Origin of the sequence: Shewanella fidelis ATCC BAA-318 (assembly GCF_000518605.1) — a bacterium.
Classification (GTDB): Bacteria; Pseudomonadota; Gammaproteobacteria; order Enterobacterales; family Shewanellaceae; genus Shewanella; species Shewanella fidelis.
On record NZ_JADX01000010.1, the window covers coordinates 1 to 15,653 of the forward strand.

13 protein-coding genes and 1 tRNA gene are annotated in these 15,653 nt (G+C 43.3%); 7 read left to right on the forward strand and 7 right to left on the reverse strand.

From position 1 onward, the window contains the following. Nucleotide 1: 1 nt before the first annotated feature. Both L884_RS0104685 and orn read right to left on the reverse strand, forming a co-directional pair. Nucleotides 2-77: transfer RNA gene (locus L884_RS0104685), tRNA-Gly, on the reverse strand. 116 nt (nt 78-193) lie between these two features. Next, nucleotides 194-739, reverse strand: a complete 546-nt coding sequence (orn, locus tag L884_RS0104690) for an oligoribonuclease (RefSeq protein WP_028766399.1) — start codon at nt 737-739, stop codon at nt 194-196. A 112-nt stretch (nt 740-851) separates the two neighbouring features. On the opposite strand from orn, the gene rsgA reads away from it, so the two are divergent. The 5 genes from rsgA (at nt 852) to L884_RS0104715 (ending at nt 7,761) form a co-directional block, all read left to right on the forward strand. Then, entirely contained in the window at nt 852-1,916 is a 1,065-nt protein-coding gene (rsgA, locus tag L884_RS0104695; protein ID WP_028766400.1) for a small ribosomal subunit biogenesis GTPase RsgA, read from the forward strand. 127 nt (nt 1,917-2,043) lie between these two features. Continuing rightward, a complete protein-coding gene (asd, locus tag L884_RS0104700) occupies nt 2,044-2,907 on the forward strand; it encodes an archaetidylserine decarboxylase (protein ID WP_028766401.1) in 864 nt (287 codons plus the stop codon). A 15-nt stretch (nt 2,908-2,922) separates the two neighbouring features. Continuing rightward, a complete protein-coding gene (locus L884_RS0104705; protein WP_028766402.1) occupies nt 2,923-3,801 on the forward strand; it encodes a DMT family transporter in 879 nt (292 codons plus the stop codon). A gap of 68 nt (nt 3,802-3,869) precedes the next feature. Next, nucleotides 3,870-7,055, forward strand: coding sequence for a mechanosensitive ion channel domain-containing protein (locus L884_RS0104710; RefSeq protein WP_028766403.1), 3,186 nt, complete (start codon nt 3,870-3,872; stop codon nt 7,053-7,055). Nucleotides 7,056-7,071: 16 nt separating this feature from the next. After that, a complete protein-coding gene (locus L884_RS0104715) occupies nt 7,072-7,761 on the forward strand; it encodes a glycerophosphodiester phosphodiesterase (RefSeq protein WP_028766404.1) in 690 nt (229 codons plus the stop codon). 115 nt (nt 7,762-7,876) lie between these two features. On the opposite strand, the gene L884_RS0104720 is transcribed toward L884_RS0104715, so the two are convergent. Next, nucleotides 7,877-8,221: a DUF3392 domain-containing protein gene (locus tag L884_RS0104720; RefSeq protein ID WP_037410425.1), complete on the reverse strand. Its 345-nt coding sequence runs from the start codon at nt 8,219-8,221 to the stop codon at nt 7,877-7,879. A 48-nt stretch (nt 8,222-8,269) separates the two neighbouring features. Between L884_RS0104720 and L884_RS0104725 the strand changes: the two genes are divergently transcribed. Beyond that, nucleotides 8,270-9,196: a D-2-hydroxyacid dehydrogenase gene (locus tag L884_RS0104725; protein ID WP_028766406.1), complete on the forward strand. Its 927-nt coding sequence runs from the start codon at nt 8,270-8,272 to the stop codon at nt 9,194-9,196. 222 nt (nt 9,197-9,418) lie between these two features. Beyond that, nucleotides 9,419-9,610 (forward strand): bacterioferritin-associated ferredoxin, encoded by a 192-nt coding sequence (locus L884_RS0104730; protein WP_028766407.1) that lies wholly within the window; start codon nt 9,419-9,421, stop codon nt 9,608-9,610. A gap of 72 nt (nt 9,611-9,682) precedes the next feature. Here the strand turns inward: L884_RS0104730 and parC are convergent, their stop codons facing one another. Genes parC through L884_RS0104750 form a run of 4 tightly spaced genes read right to left on the reverse strand, consistent with a single transcriptional unit; the run spans nt 9,683 to nt 15,647 of the window. After that, the gene (parC, locus tag L884_RS0104735; protein WP_028766408.1) at nt 9,683-11,950 is read right to left on the reverse strand and encodes a DNA topoisomerase IV subunit A; all 2,268 of its coding nucleotides are present in this window, start codon (nt 11,948-11,950) and stop codon (nt 9,683-9,685) included. Next, on the reverse strand, nt 11,950-13,092 hold the full coding sequence (locus L884_RS0104740) for a PQQ-dependent sugar dehydrogenase (protein ID WP_028766409.1): 1,143 nt from the start codon (nt 13,090-13,092) through the stop codon (nt 11,950-11,952). The genes parC and L884_RS0104740 overlap by 1 nt, the downstream gene beginning before the upstream one ends. A 40-nt stretch (nt 13,093-13,132) precedes the next feature. Continuing rightward, a complete protein-coding gene (parE, locus tag L884_RS0104745) occupies nt 13,133-15,019 on the reverse strand; it encodes a DNA topoisomerase IV subunit B (protein WP_028766410.1) in 1,887 nt (628 codons plus the stop codon). 55 nt (nt 15,020-15,074) lie between these two features. Beyond that, nucleotides 15,075-15,647, reverse strand: a complete 573-nt coding sequence (locus L884_RS0104750; RefSeq protein WP_028766411.1) for a YqiA/YcfP family alpha/beta fold hydrolase — start codon at nt 15,645-15,647, stop codon at nt 15,075-15,077. Nucleotides 15,648-15,653 lie beyond the last annotated feature (6 nt).

Genomic DNA, 15,653 nt, shown 5'->3' on the forward strand with positions numbered 1-15,653 from the left:
TTGGAGCGACATATCGGGTTCGAACCGATGACCTATACCTTGGCAAGGTATCGCTCTACCAACTGAGCTAATGTCGCATTTCAACTTTTATTATCTAGTCACTAAGTTTGGTGCTTAGCGAAAAGTTGAGGCCGCATTATATGAAAATTTTCTTACTCTGCAACCCTTTCTTTTAAATAATCTGACTGATTGGTTAAATAGTAAATACCTTTGCTCGATAAAACTGCAATTCGGCGATAGATTCTTCGATATCTTGCAATGCTTGATGAGTATTCTTTTTCTTAAAGCCTTCCATTGCAGTCGGCTCCCAGCGACGAACCAACTCTTTAATCGTGCTCACATCGATATTGCGGTAATGGAAGTAATCTTCAAGCTCTGGCATATAACGATTTAGAAAGCGGCGATCTTGACCAATACTATTACCACACATAGGAGAAGCACCTGCCGGAACATATTGTGATAAAAACGCAATAGTTTCTTTAATTGCCTGCTCTTCAGTAACAGTACTTGCTCTAACGCGATCAATTAATCCTGACTCACCGTGGTGTTTTTGGTTCCAATCATCCATTAAGGCTAACTGCTCATCAGATTGATGAATCGCAATAACCGGCCCTTGAGCGATAATATTTAGCTCTTTATCTGTCACAATTGTGGCCATTTCTATAATCTTATCAACGGCAGGCTCAAGTCCTGTCATTTCTAAATCGACCCAAATCAGATTGTTTTCATCTATTGCCATAAAGGGACCTGTTATTCCTGTTAGCCTAAAATCAGGCTTTTTTGTTTAAGACCGTGTATCATACTGGTTTTTTAAGCAACACAAAATCACCTTTATCATTGAAGACTAATACGTGAGTAAAAAGAAACCACTAAGCCATGGTCAATTACGCAGAATGCGGACCAATCAAAGAAAGAAATTGCAGAGCCACGATGCGGGCACCACAACGGACTTACAAGATAGTACGTTAGGACCAGAGCAGCAAGGCACCATTATTTCCCGTTTCGGTCAGCACGCTGATGTGGAAACCGACGGCGGCCATCTTGCTCGCTGTAATATTCGTCGTAATATTAAGAGCCTAGTCACCGGTGATAAAGTGATTGTGCGCTTGGCGCTAACCAGTGAGTCAGGAGCAAGTCGTATTGAGGGCGTGGTCGAAGCCGTTCACCCAAGGCACTCACAACTGTCTCGCCCAGACTTATATGATGGCGTAAAAATTATTGCCGCTAATATTGACCAGATTTTGATTGTCACTTCAGTCAAACCTGCATTTACAACTCAGATCATTGACCGTTATCTTGTTGCCGCTGAAGATACAGGCATTACGCCAATCATCATTCTCAATAAGGTTGATTTAATAACTGCTGAAGAAGCACCTGAAATCGATGCTGCATTGGCTCGCTACCAAGCGATTGGTTATGAAGTGTATAAAGTCAGTAGCAAAACTGGTGAAGGCGTAGAACAGCTACATGCACTAATGAATGACAAGGTAAACGTATTTGTCGGTCAATCAGGTGTAGGTAAGTCTTCAATGATCAACGCTATGATGCCTGATGCAGAATTGCTTACTGGTGATATCTCTGAAAACTCAGGCCTTGGTCAACACACCACCACAACCGCAAAATTACTGCATATTGAAACCGGTGGAGATCTAATTGACTCTCCGGGTGTACGCGAATTTGCTCTATGGCACTTACCTGCAGACCGCGTTGGCTGGTGTTTTGTTGAATTTAGAGACTACTTAGGTACCTGTAAGTTTAGAGACTGTAAGCATCTCAACGATCCCGGTTGCTCTATCACTGAAGCTTATAAAGCCGGTGAGATCACCGAAGACAGATACAATAATTATCATCGCATTATTGCCAGCTTAGATGAGCAAAGACATGCTCGCCACTTTAGAGCTGGTCCTGACGAATAACGCGATATTGCGGTAAAAACACAACTTAGCAATAAGCTGCACAATCGCCTACATAAACTAAAATCGGCATGCAGCTTTATAGTAAATAGATAACACCTCAAAGTGTAAAGATTAAAGGATATTGAAATTGGATAAAGTCAAAATTGCGCTGCAATATATTATGCCAAAGCACTTACTTTCTCGTCTTGTCGGTAAGCTAGCAGCCGCTGAAATGGGCGCTGTAACTACAGCAGCAATCAACTGGTTTATTAAGCAGTATAAAATCGATATGAGTGAAGCTGCTGCACCTGAAGCTAGCGCTTACCGTACATTTAACGACTTTTTTACTCGCGCACTAAAACCGGGCATACGCCCATTATGTGAAGACCAAGACTATATCGTTCACCCAGTCGACGGCGCAGTCAGCCAGCTTGGTCCAATCAAAGAGGGACGCATTTTTCAAGCTAAAGGCCATGACTATTCTTCACTTGCGCTATTAGGCGATCAAGCTGATGATGCTAAACGCTTTGAAGGCGGTGACTTTGCAACGATTTACCTTGCACCGAAAGATTATCACCGTATTCATATGCCAATTAAAGGCACACTTTCTAAAATGACCTATGTGCCAGGCGAGCTGTTTTCCGTTAACCCGTTAACGGCTGAAAATGTTCCTGGTTTATTTGCTCGTAATGAGCGTGTAGTAGCTATTTTTGAAACAGAAATCGGTCCAATGGCAATGGTGTTAGTCGGCGCCACTATCGTTGCTAGTATCGAAACTGTATGGGCAGGCACAGTAACACCGCCAACGGGTAAAAAGGTATTCACTTGGGACTACCCAACTGAAGGCCCAAATGCATTAACACTCGAAAAAGGCGCTGAAATGGGCCGCTTCAAGCTAGGTAGCACAGTAGTCATGTTGTTTGCTAAAGATGCACTTGATGAATTTGCTGATGGAGTAGAGCCAAAAAGCGTGACTCGTATGGGTCAACCTTTTGCAAAAATCGAAGATTAATTTCTTAAGGAAGGCATGGATAGTAAAAAGACAGGGCTGTTAGAGCTTCACTGCGCGGTACTGCTGTTTGGCGGTACCGCATTATTTTCCAAGCTTATCCCGCTCAGTGCACTCGATATCACGTTACTTCGCTGCGTGGTTGCCGCCACTGTATTAGCACTTATCGTAAAACTCAGTAAGCAATCTATCCGCCTTAATGCCCCCAAAGATTATCTCATCGCTATAGGACTCGGCATCATCGTCAGTCTACATTGGGTTACCTATTTTGCCTCAATGCAGCTGTCATCTGTAGCAATCGGTATGATCGCGTTTTTCACCTATCCGGTTATGACAGTATTGGTCGAGCCTATGGTAACCAACACTAAGCTCAAGTTTGCCGATATCATTAGTGGCATTACCGTATTATTTGGCGTGTACTTATTAATCCCTGAGGCAAGCTTAGGCAATGATGTCACCTTAGGCATCGTTATCGGGATTTTTTCTGCGGCATTATTTACCGCTCGCAACTTATTGCATAAACGCTACTTCTCTGCCTATAGCGGTCAGCAAGCCATGCTTTACCAAACTGCAGTTGCAGTTATTTTTCTTGCCCCTTGGCTTAGCGTAGATCCAAGTACTATTGAGCAGAATGTATGGTGGTTGATAGTCCTCCTAGGTGTGGTATTTACCGCTGCGCCCCATGCATTATTCACTTCAGCCCTTAGATTATTAAGTGCAAAAACCGTTGGTTTAGTCTCTTGTCTACAACCTTTTTACGGCGCAGTGTTAGCACTTATACTGCTCGGAGAAGACTTAGCAATCAACACGGTAATAGGTGGCACTTTGGTTGTTGCTACCGCTTTATTTGAAACCCAACAAAGTCATAGATCAAATAGCGTAAAAAAGACCGCTTAGAGCGATTTATTTATCAGGATAACTTGGCTACTATAAACAGGTCTTTTTTGCCTGCTCACACTCTTACCATGTATCGTTTTTTACTGCTCGTTCTGTGCCTATTTATCACCTCTACCAACGCTAATCCGCTGCAAATTGAAAAGCGTTTAGGTATTGCTGCAACTAACACTGAGTCAACACCTCAAGAACAGTTAGCTTTGCTACAAGACAAAACACAGGATTTAGTAATAACCGCCACTAATGCTGAAGATTTATTGCGTAATTTTGACGAGCATAAGCAAAATCTATTAGCGCAAATTGAAGATGCAAAACAGGGCTTGAGTATTTCTAAGCAGCAAGATGTGCAGCAACAAGCTTCACTGGCTTATTTGCGCCTGTCAGAATTAAAAGAAGTTGAGATCAGTTTAAGTCAAAAGATAAATAGCCTAATCAAGTCGCATAATGCGCTACCTGATGCTCTCGTAGAAGCTAGGGCTACACTGCAAAAACATAAAAAGATCCGCATTCCTGACGAGCAAACTATTGCAGAGCAAATCTTATTAGCCCAAGGAACTCTCTATCAGCAACATGTTGTCACTCTCGAAGCACTGCTAGCCAGCAGCCAAAAAGAGATTGATTTAAACCAACTACAACTGCAGCTCGTTCGTGAACAACTCGCTCAGCAAGAGTTGCTAATTGAAGAATTAAACCAACAAGTTGTTAAGCAAAGGCAAGTGCAAACCGAAGCCGCAATCGCTGGTAGTTTATTACCTAACGATAAAAGCCACGATCCAATTGCACAAGAGCTTAGTGATAGCAACTTGATATATGGTGAAAACCTTAAACAATTAAACCACAAAATTAGTCAAGTCTTGGGCCAGCAAGAACAAGCCGAGGCGCAATACCAAGCCCAAGCTAAACAACTCACGACAATTGAGCAACAAATCGGCTGGATAAAGCTAAACTCAGCTTTTGGTGAGCGCTTTTTGCAGATGCTACAAGCGCTACCTAAACCACCTAGCCAAGATCCAGTACAAAGCGAGATTGCCGATACCCGCTTAGCTCGCTATCAAATTGAGCAGGCGCAAACACTCAATAGCCAATTAGTGACAGATTTAGACGACACCAACTCTCTACAAGCGAAATTATTATCATCGCAAGCTTTGTTGCTACAACAGCTTATTCAAAGCTACGATCAGTACTTAAGTGAGCTCGCCGATCTTAGAGTGAGTTATGAGCAACTTAATCAACAATACCTGACATTAAAGAGCATTTTAAACGAGCATCTATTCTGGGTACCTAACGCTAATAGTATTGGTGGGTTATGGATCACCGATTTACATCAGAGCATTCAATGGATGCTGCAGCAAGCACCTTGGAGCCAGATGCAAAGCTCTTTTAATGAGCAAAGTACACTTTGGTCATGGTGGTTGATCTTGTTTGTCGTCAGCATGCTTGCTCAGGACATTTTAACCCCGAGATTTAAATCAGCGATGCGCCGTGAGTTGCCATTTGTTGGCAACGTTACCCAAGATAAATTTATTTATACTTTCCACGTATTAATTAACTCGTTGGGTTACAGCTTACTTAAACCCTTACCTATTGTATTGGCTGGCATCATTTTCTATCAATCGAGCCATAACTTTGTCTCCGCAGTTGGTATGGGGATCATGGCGTCTGGTATTTTGTACCAGCTATACCGCTTTATCTTTTTGCTGGCATTAGACCGAGGCTTACTGATCAATCACTTCAAGGCACCACAAAGCGTTGTACGTGCCGCTCAAGTGCGTTTTAAGCAGTTTACCCTGATGGCAATGCCTTTTTTTGCCATCATGGCATTCACAGAGATCATCGATACATCTTTAGTACGTAATAGCTTAGGTCGTGGTGCATTTATTATTTTCTGTTTAATGCTGTTTTGGTTTTATAAAGACATGCTCAGCTTATCCAACAAGCAAGCAACAGAAGAGCACAGCAAGAATAAAAAGCTCATCCAAAAGCTACTTTGGGCAATGCTGATTATTATGCCAGTAGCCTGCGCTGTATTAGCCTTCCAAGGTTATTATTACACTGCGTTCCAGATGTTCCTGCAGTTACAACTGTCTTTAGTCTTTGGCTTAGGCTTTCTACTCTTGTACCACTTGATCAAACGTTGGATGTTGATTGAGCGCCGCCGAATAGCCTTTGAACGTGCTAAAGCAAAACGCGCAGAAGTCTTGGCGCAACGCGAAAAAGGTGAAGTAACTGTCGGCGAGCAAACAGAAACTTACGAGGAGCCAGTTGTTGATCTCGAGACCATCTCCAGCCAGTCTTTAGGTTTAGTGCGTTCACTATTGTTACTGGCATTTTTAGCCAGCATAGTCGGTTTATGGACGCAAACTCATACCGCCCTGTTTTCGCTGCTTGATGGCGTCACGTTATGGTCGAGTAATACCACAGTTAATGGTATTGAGCAGCAGATCCCAATTACCTTAAAGTCGCTACTCTTATCGTTAATCATCGTTGGGTTCTCGATGATGATTGCCACGAATCTACCCGGTCTTATTGAATTAACTATCTTACAAAGACTGGATCTAAGCCAAGGTACTGGGTTTGCACTCACAACTGTCAGTCGCTATTTAGTGGTGCTTTTTGGTGTGTTAAGTGGCTTCTCAACCTTAGGCATGGAATGGTCAAAGCTACAGTGGCTTGTTGCCGCTTTATCGGTCGGATTAGGCTTTGGCCTGCAGGAGATCTTCGCTAACTTTATCTCTGGCTTGATTATCTTATTTGAAAAACCCGTGCGCATTGGTGATACCGTCACCATACGCGATCTAACAGGTACAGTGAGTAAAATTCAGATCCGTGCTACCACTATTGTAGACTGGGATCGCAAAGAGATTATCGTGCCAAATAAAGCATTTATTACTGAGCAATTAATTAACTGGTCGCTATCTGATCCAATTACTCGTGTGATTGTCTATGTATCAGTTGCTAGAGATTCCGATCCAGCTCGCGTAGAAGCCGCGCTTTATCAAGCCGTAAAAGAGTGTGATGATGCTTTACTCTCACCAGAGCCTGAGGTCTGGTTTGCAGGTTTTGGTCAACACACACAAGACTTTGAAGTAAGAGCTTATGCTAAAGATATGGGAGCGCGTTGGCCGCTAAAACACAAGTTGCACAAGCAGATCACTAAGAAGCTAAATGAAAACAACTTAGTATTGGCTTACCCTCAACTTGAAGTGCATTTATCACCGAGTCAAAGCAAAGATGTACAGAACCTGATAAGAAGCTAGAGGTAATAGAACCATTATGAAGATTTTTGCTCACCGAGGTGCCAGCGGTTACGTTGCTGAAAATAGCTTGGCAGCATTTGCCAAATCAATCGAGTTAGGCGCGACAGCAGTTGAGCTAGATATTCATCTGGTTGAAGATGAGCTCTACGTATTTCATGACAGACGCCTAGAACCTAAAAGCTCTGGATTTGGCCTAATCGAAATGATGAGTAAGGCACAGATAGAGCAGCTTAGCGTTGATGGAGAGCCAATACCGACCTTAATACAGGTATTGCAATTACTCAGGCCCCATAACACCTTGGTTAATATCGAGCTTAAAGGTTTGGCTTGTTTAGAGGCATTTATTGCCCTGTATCCAAAACTGCTCAACGAGCTCAATTACCCAGCGGATAAACTACTGATATCTTCATTTAATCACCCATTTTTAGCTAAGGTAAAACAACAATTCCCCGGCGTCTTAATCGCACCACTTATCGAAGGGGTGCCACTCGATTTAGCAGCTGTGGTAACACAACTAAGCGCTTACTCCATCCATCTTGGGTTGAGCTTTACCACTCAAGAAATGGTTGATGATGCTCACCTACGCGGTGCTAAAGTGTATGTTTATACCGTCGATAATCTGCAAGATATTGATATGCTAAAGCGCATGGGTGTAGACGGCATATTTACCAATTACCCAGATAGAGCGATTCAGCATTTACGGTAAGAACTCGTGATTAATACCAATTAGTATAAGATTGAGCTAATTTGCGTAAATACGACAATATAAACTAGACTGAAATTAATAGCTTAGTGATTTTGCCGACCATAACTAACGTTATTTACACCTGTCGATTTCGTTGCGCCCAGCTACCTATCGCAAAGAAGATGGCAACCACTAACACAAATAACCAATGCGCAGGTATTTTAGCCATATATTGCGCCAACAATGGGCTTAAATGAATAATCATTAGGCCATAACCAAATGCATTAACGATAACAAAGATCGACGTGCGCAATAAAAACGAGCGACCAGCAAAATAGCGACGTAGAAAACGATTAATATCTGCGCCAAAAACAACCAAACAACAAGCTATAATAGCTGTGGCGACTTCGGAAAGCCAAGGGGTAATCAGTCCCCCTAAGTAGTTTAAAAGCGAAATTAATTTAGCAATAAAATCAGACATTTTTCAGCCAGTTAAATCTCAGGTAAACGTAGAATATAGGGAGTTAGTATGGGACACAAGTTACTCTTGCTCACCAGAGAGAATGAGCGCTATCGCCAACTATTAAATTCCTGCCACCTGCCAGATACCATCATTTTGGATGATGATCCTCAGGGGATATTCAACGCCGATATTTGGCTAGCTGAGCCAAAGTTAGCAGCCCCTTTATTACCCCATGCCGCTAACTTGAAATGGATGCAATCGACCTTTGCCGGTGTGGATGCACTAGTCAAACCTAGACAACGCAAAGATTATGAACTCACTAATGTTAGAGGTATTTTTGGGCCATTAATGAGTGAATATTTGTTTGGCTACTTGCTAGCTTATCAACGTGAGCATCGAAAGTATAAGACTCAGCAGGATCAAAAAGTCTGGTTACCCGGTAGCTTTAAAACCCTACAAGGGCAAACCTTATTATTACTTGGTACAGGCTCTATCGCTAAGCATATTGCACAAACAGCCAAGCACTTCGGCATGCATGTCATTGGTATTAACCGTGGTGCTAAACCCACTCGAGGCTTCGACGAAGTCGACACCTTAGCTAACTTAACTCATTACCTTCCCCGCGCTGATGCAGTGGCCAGCATTTTACCGAGTACCCCAGAAACCAAAGGTGCATTGAACCCACAAACCTTGTCGCTACTAAAGGAAGAAGTTGTACTGTTCAATCTAGGCCGAGGGGATGTACTCGACTTGGACGCACTGTATTTGCAGTTAGTTAAGCATCCTGAGCAACAAGCCATTTTAGATGTATTCAACCAAGAGCCATTACCTGAAGAGCATCCAATTTGGACATTAGATAATGTGGTTATTACCCCACATATTGCGGCGCCGAGCTTTCCCGAACAAGTGGTAGAGATCTTTTCAGAGAACTTTCACAAGTGGATTAAAGGAGAGAAACTGTCCCATAGAGTCCATTTTGAACGAGGTTACTAATTCTTTATTCAGTTAACTGCGATTGATTTCAATGAAAAATGATTTAGCAGCAACGGAGCCGAATACTGACATCGTACACAAACATCAGTAAAGCGTGAACTAAGCACGCTTTTTAATAACTGCAGTTGTTAAATTAGCCAATAATTATATTTAGCAGTTATTAGCATTGAGAATTATTTTCATTTATACTTCGTTGCATATTCGATTTAGAGATGATATTCCATGTACGTTTGTCTATGTCATGCTATTACTGATACGCAAATCAAAGAAGCTGTTAGCCAAGGCGACATGTCGCTTGCCGATGTAAAAAAGCGTCTAGGAGTGGCAGATCAATGCGGTAAGTGCGCAAAAATGGCAACACAAATCATCCAAAAGCAAGTTGCTATCGAGCCGAATTTTTACGAAGTTGCTTAATAAAAATAAGCAGCCTATTCACATAAAAAATGCAGCCAATTGGCTGCATTTTTCTGTTTCTATAAGTGCGTTTTAAAGCACTGGCTCACCCTCGCCGAGTTCAACACTGTCTACACGTTGTAACCCACGCGGCAACTTAGCGCCTCTACGGCCACGTTCGCCGCGATAGTGCTCTAAATCACTAGGCTTTAATGTCAGTTTGCGCTTACCGGCCCACAAGGTTACCGACATATCTTCTGGCACAACATTTAGGTGTAGCAACCACTCTTCACGATTCTTAGCCCGCTCAGTTGGAATGCCGATAATCTTATTACCCTTACCTTTAGACAACTGCGGCAAGGCATCAAGTGAAAACAGCAACATCCGCCCTTCGTTGGTAATCGCTAATATTGAACTTGGTTTTGACTTGTCAACCTTTCTTGGCTGCAACACTTTAGCGTTAGTAGGTAAGCTCAATAGCGCTTTACCCGCCTTATTACGCGATACCATATCTTTATTGGCACAGATAAAGCCGTAGCCGGCATCTGACGCTAATAGGTAGCATTGCTCCTCATCAGACAGTAAAACATGCTCCATGGTCGCGCCAGGGGCTAAATTAAAGCGGGTGGTGATAGGTTCACCTTGAGAGCGCGCAGATGGCAAAGTATGAGTTTCAGTAGCAAATGCCCTACCCGAAGTGTCAATAAACACACTTGGCTGATTACTGCGACCTTGAGCGGAGCGTAAGAAGCTATCACCTGCCTTATAAGACAGGTTTTGGCCATCGACATCATGACCTTTAGCTGCACGCACCCAGCCCTTCTCAGATAAAACAACAGTAACAGATTCAGCTGGCACTAACTCTTGTTCTGTCAACGCTCTTGATTCACTGCGCTCAACCAATGGTGAACGACGTGCATCACCATAATCTTCACCGTCTTTAATCAGTTCTTTCTTAATCAGCGTCTTCATACGGCGATCAGAACTTAACAACAGCTGAAGCTTATCACGCTCAGCTTCTAACTCGCTTTGCTCTGACTTAATCTTAAACTCTTCAAGCTTAGCTAAGTGGCGTAATTTAAGATCTAAGATCGCATCCGCTTGCTTATCAGATAAATTAAAACGCTTAATTAACTCAGCTTTTGGATCATCGTTATAACGAATAATTTCAATGACTTCGTCGATATTCAAAAATGCGATCATTAATGCATCAAGAATATGCAAGCGAGCTAACACTTTGTCTAAGCGGAATTCTAAACGGCGTTTAACCGTGGTCATTCTGAACTCAAGCCATTCAGTTAATAACTGGTGTAAACCTTTAACTTGCGGACGTCCGTTTAAGCCTAATACGTTAAGGTTAACCCGGTAGCTCTTCTCTAGATCGGTTGTCGCAAACAGGTGCGCCATCATTTGGTCGCAGTCGACACGATTTGAGCGCGGAACAATCACAATTCGCACCGGATTTTCATGATCAGACTCATCACGTAAATCGGTCACCATAGGCAGTTTTTTAGCCTGCATTTGACTGGCGATTTGCTCTAAAATCTTACCACCACTGGCTTGGTGTGGTAGCGCAGTAATTACCACTTCACCGTTTTCTACGCTATAAACTGCGCGAGTCTTAATTGAGCCACGACCTGTTTGATAGATTTTGGCGATATCAGCTTTAGAGGTAATGATCTCAGCTTCTGTAGGATAATCAGGGCCTGGAACAAACTCCATTAAACGTTCAAGATCCGCCTTTGGATTATCTAGCAGCTCAACACAGGCACCTACAAGCTCTTTAGCATTATGTGGTGGCACATCGGTTGCCATACCTACGGCAATACCGGTAATACCGTTAAGCAGAATATGCGGTAAACGGGCAGGCAGAACCAGCGGCTCCTTCATGGTACCGTCAAAGTTAACGCCCCAGTCAACCGTTCCTTGTCCAAGCTCACTTAGTAGTACTTCAGAGAACTTAGATAATCTTGCTTCGGTATAACGCATCGCTGCAAATGACTTAGGGTCATCTGGCGCGCCCCAGTTACCTTGGCCATCGACCAAGGGATAACGATATGAAAATGGCTGTGCCATTAACACCATAGCTTCGTAACAAGCACTATCGCCATGGGGGTGATATTTACCCAGTACGTCACCCACTGTACGAGCAGATTTCTTATGCTTAGATTGAGCAGATAAGCCAAGCTCACTCATGGCGTAGACAATACGTCTCTGAACCGGTTTGAGTCCATCACCTATATGTGGCAATGCACGGTCCATGATGACATACATGGAATAGTTCAGATATGCCTCTTCCGTGAAGCGGCGCAGCGGCATTTGCTCTACGCCATCAAGGCTTAAATCTATCGCATCACTCATTAATCATTATCCTGTGACTGATTTTTTGCTGAGTCTTTATAGAACAAACGGTAAATATTGCCCTTTAGATCATCAGAGATATACATAGCACCGTCTGGTGCTGTGACCAAGGAATATGGTCTGGCGACGGGAAACTCTCCGTCGAGAAAACTTACAACAGTACTACGTTTTATCACTTGGCCGCTCTCAATTGTGAGCATCACCACTTGATAACCGACCTTACTTGAGCGATTCCACGAACCATTTTCAGCGACAAACATCTGGTTATGAAAACGCTCAGGGAATTGGCTGCCACGGTAAAAATGCAATCCTTTCGCACCGACATGTGCGGGTAACTCGTAATTGGGTGCAACAACCTTTAAGTTTTTTGGCTTTTCGTATGCAGGCTCAATAATGTCCGTGGCATGGATATAAGGAAAACCAAAGTGACTGCCACTCACATCAACCTTATTGATCTCATCCGGCGGCAGGTGATCGCCCATCCAATCGCGACCATTATCGGCAAACCAAAGCTGCTGCTCATCCACCGACCAATCAAACGCAAGTACCTTGCGCACACCAGTAACGATTTGTTCGCTCTCTCCAGTATTGACATCAACCGCAATAATGCTGCTGAACGGTGCTTCAGCTTCACAAACATTACATGGCGCACCAATGGCTACATACAAACGTCCATCTGGGCCAAAACGCATTGCACGGCGACTCTTTTTCGCTTGGCTCGGTAAACTGTTATAAACCTCTTTTGGTCTACCCGGCCTTTTAAGTCGCGACTCAATTTGAATAAAGCGAAGAATACGCTCATCTTCAGCGACATATAATGCGCCGTCGTGAAATGCGATAGCTTCAGGGTATTCTAACCCCTTAGCAATAACGTAACGCTTATCAACTCGGCCATCATTATCAGCATCGACTAATGCAGTTATCGTACCTTCACGAAAAGAGCCCACAAACAAGGTGCCCTTGTCTCCAACCGCCAGCTGCTTAGCATCGCCTAAGTTAGACGCATACAAAGTCAGGCCGAAGCCTTTAGACACAGTAATCATCATAGGATCCGCTGCTTGCGCATTACAGCTAAATATTAACTGAGCACAAAGCAGCGATATCCATGCGGCTATTTGATTTCGATAGTTTTCAAACGTCATTATTATTCTTTTAGTCTGATCTTTAATCACAAATTACCGACTAGAACTGGGCGAGATCACCCTTAGTTTCTAACCAAGTTTTTCTGTCTCCAGAACGTTTCTTGGCAAGCAACATATCCATGATAGCCAAAGTGTCATCGGCATCATCTATGGTTAATTGCACTAATCGACGCGTATTTGGATCCATCGTCGTTTCACGTAGTTGCAGCGGATTCATTTCACCCAATCCCTTGAATCGTGTTACTTGGACTTTTCCCTTCCGTTTTTCTGCGGCAATTCTATCTAGAATGCCATCTTTCTCTGCCTCATCGAGGGCATAGAATACTTCTTTACCTATATCAATTCGAAACAGTGGCGGCATAGCGACATAGATATGCCCTTGTTCTACCAAGACGCGATAATGCTTCATAAATAAAGCACAAAGCAGTGTTGCAATATGCAAACCATCCGAGTCTGCATCGGCCAAAATACAAATTTTTCCGTAACGTAATTCTGAAATATCGGCGCTATCAGGATCACAACCAATTGCGACTGAAATATCATGCACTTCTTGGGATGCTAATACTTGTGAAGCATCTACTTCCCAAGTGTTTAGGATTTTACCACGTAGCGGCATAATCGCCTGAAACTCTCGATCACGAGCTTGCTTAGCACTGCCACCCGCAGAGTCACCCTCCACTAAGAATAACTCGCCTCGCATTGGGTCTTGACCACTGCAATCGGTTAACTTACCCGGCAATGCAGGCCCTGAAGTGATCCGCTTACGCGCAACTTTCTTGGCGGCCTTTAAGCGTTTCTGTGCATTATTAATACACATATCAGCTAAGGCTTCTGCTTGTTCAGTATTCGTATTTAGCCATAAGCTAAACGCGTCACGGACAATACCCGACACAAACGCTGCACACTGCCTGCTAGAAAGCTTTTCTTTAGTTTGTCCAGCAAATTGCGGATCTTGCATCTTAATAGATAAGATGAAAGTACAGCGATCCCAAATATCTTCAGGAGTTAGCTTAATGCCGCGTGGAACTAAGTTGCGGAATTCACAAAACTCACGCATTGACTCCAATAAGCCTTGCCTAAAGCCATTGACGTGAGTACCACCAAGTGGTGTAGGAATAAGGTTTACGTAACTTTCGTTTAGGTAATCGCCACCTTCTGGTAGCCAAGTTATCGCCCAATCAGCTGCTTCTAAATTGCCTGCAAAACTTCCAACAAACGGTACTTCAGGTAATGTTGGCACACCATTGACTGACGATTTTAGGTAATCTTCAAGACCGCTTTCATAAAACCATTCTTGGGTTTCGTTGGTTTGCTTATTAACGAACTTGATTCTCAGACCCGGACAAAGTACAGCTTTTGCCTTTAGCAAATAAACTAACTTAGTCGTTGAAAAGTTGCTGGAATCAAAATAGCTCGCATCAGGCCAAAAGTGCACACTAGTACCGGTATTACGGCGGCCGCAAGTACCAGTTACTCGCAAGTCTTCAACTTTCTCGCCGTGTTCAAAAGCCATTTCATACACTTCGGCGTTACGACGAACTGTAATTTCTACTCGGCTTGAAAGTGCGTTAACAACGGAGATCCCCACCCCGTGAAGACCACCAGAGAACTGGTAGTTTTTGTTAGAAAACTTACCACCGGCATGCAGTTTAGTTAAGATCAGTTCGACACCAGGGATCCCTTCTTCAGGATGAATATCCACTGGCATACCACGACCGTCATCAATCACTTCAAGTGAATTATCAGCATGTAAAATCACATCGATTTTACTGGCATGTCCCGCCAATGCTTCATCGACACTATTGTCTATGACCTCCTGACCTAAATGGTTTGGACGGCTGGTATCGGTATACATACCGGGACGACGTTTTACTGGGTCGAGTCCATTCAGGACTTCAATAGCATCTGAGGTGTATTGGTTTGTCATGGCACACATATTATGTTGTTATTCAGGCCATGTTGCGGCCCTACGGGTCTATTTGTCAAGAAAACAGATATTCACAGATAGAAGCGAGTTGCTGCTCATAGCCAATAAAACTATGGTCGCCATCAGGCTCTATTAATAGTTTGCAACAGTGATATTTCTGTACGGCCTGTTTGTAGTCGAGCACTTCATCACCTGTTTGCAAAAGTACATAAAAGCGATCGGGGTTTAAAATCGCAGGCGTATTATAACGCGCAACATCTTGCTTATGTTCAGCGACGACTTGGTAGGTTTCATCCGTATAGGGATTGTACTGAGTGCCAATGAATTCATCAAACAGTTCGAAGGGTTTTACTGCAGGATTAATTAAAACTGCGCGCCCACCATAAGTTTCAGCTAAATAACTGGCGAAATAGCCGCCTAACGATGACCCAATATAAGTAAGAGGCTCTCCGTTCGCTTTGGCTTTCTCCACAATCGAGATCAGTAACGCCATCGCGGCCAGCGGCTCGGTAGGAAGTTGTGGTTGTTGAAAATTAAGATCTGGATGATGCTGCGCAATATATTGCGCGGTAATCACCCCTTTCTCTGACAAAGGAGAACTGTTAAATCCATGTATATAAAGCAGCATATTTCC

Coding starts and splice junctions, on each gene's coding strand:
- L884_RS0104705 (WP_028766402.1), top strand. CDS start 2,923: ATGGATAGTAAAAAGACAGGGCTGTTAGAGCTTCACTGCGCGGTACTG.
- parC (WP_028766408.1), bottom strand. CDS start 11,950: ATGAGTGATGCGATAGATTTAAGCCTTGATGGCGTAGAGCAAATGCCG.
- parE (WP_028766410.1), bottom strand. CDS start 15,019: ATGACAAACCAATACACCTCAGATGCTATTGAAGTCCTGAATGGACTC.
- L884_RS0104710 (WP_028766403.1), top strand. CDS start 3,870: ATGTATCGTTTTTTACTGCTCGTTCTGTGCCTATTTATCACCTCTACC.
- L884_RS0104750 (WP_028766411.1), bottom strand. CDS start 15,647: ATGCTGCTTTATATACATGGATTTAACAGTTCTCCTTTGTCAGAGAAA.
- L884_RS0104740 (WP_028766409.1), bottom strand. CDS start 13,092: ATGACGTTTGAAAACTATCGAAATCAAATAGCCGCATGGATATCGCTG.
- L884_RS0104720 (WP_037410425.1), bottom strand. CDS start 8,221: ATGTCTGATTTTATTGCTAAATTAATTTCGCTTTTAAACTACTTAGGG.
- orn (WP_028766399.1), bottom strand. CDS start 739: ATGGCAATAGATGAAAACAATCTGATTTGGGTCGATTTAGAAATGACA.
- L884_RS0104725 (WP_028766406.1), top strand. CDS start 8,270: ATGGGACACAAGTTACTCTTGCTCACCAGAGAGAATGAGCGCTATCGC.
- L884_RS0104730 (WP_028766407.1), top strand. CDS start 9,419: ATGTACGTTTGTCTATGTCATGCTATTACTGATACGCAAATCAAAGAA.
- L884_RS0104715 (WP_028766404.1), top strand. CDS start 7,072: ATGAAGATTTTTGCTCACCGAGGTGCCAGCGGTTACGTTGCTGAAAAT.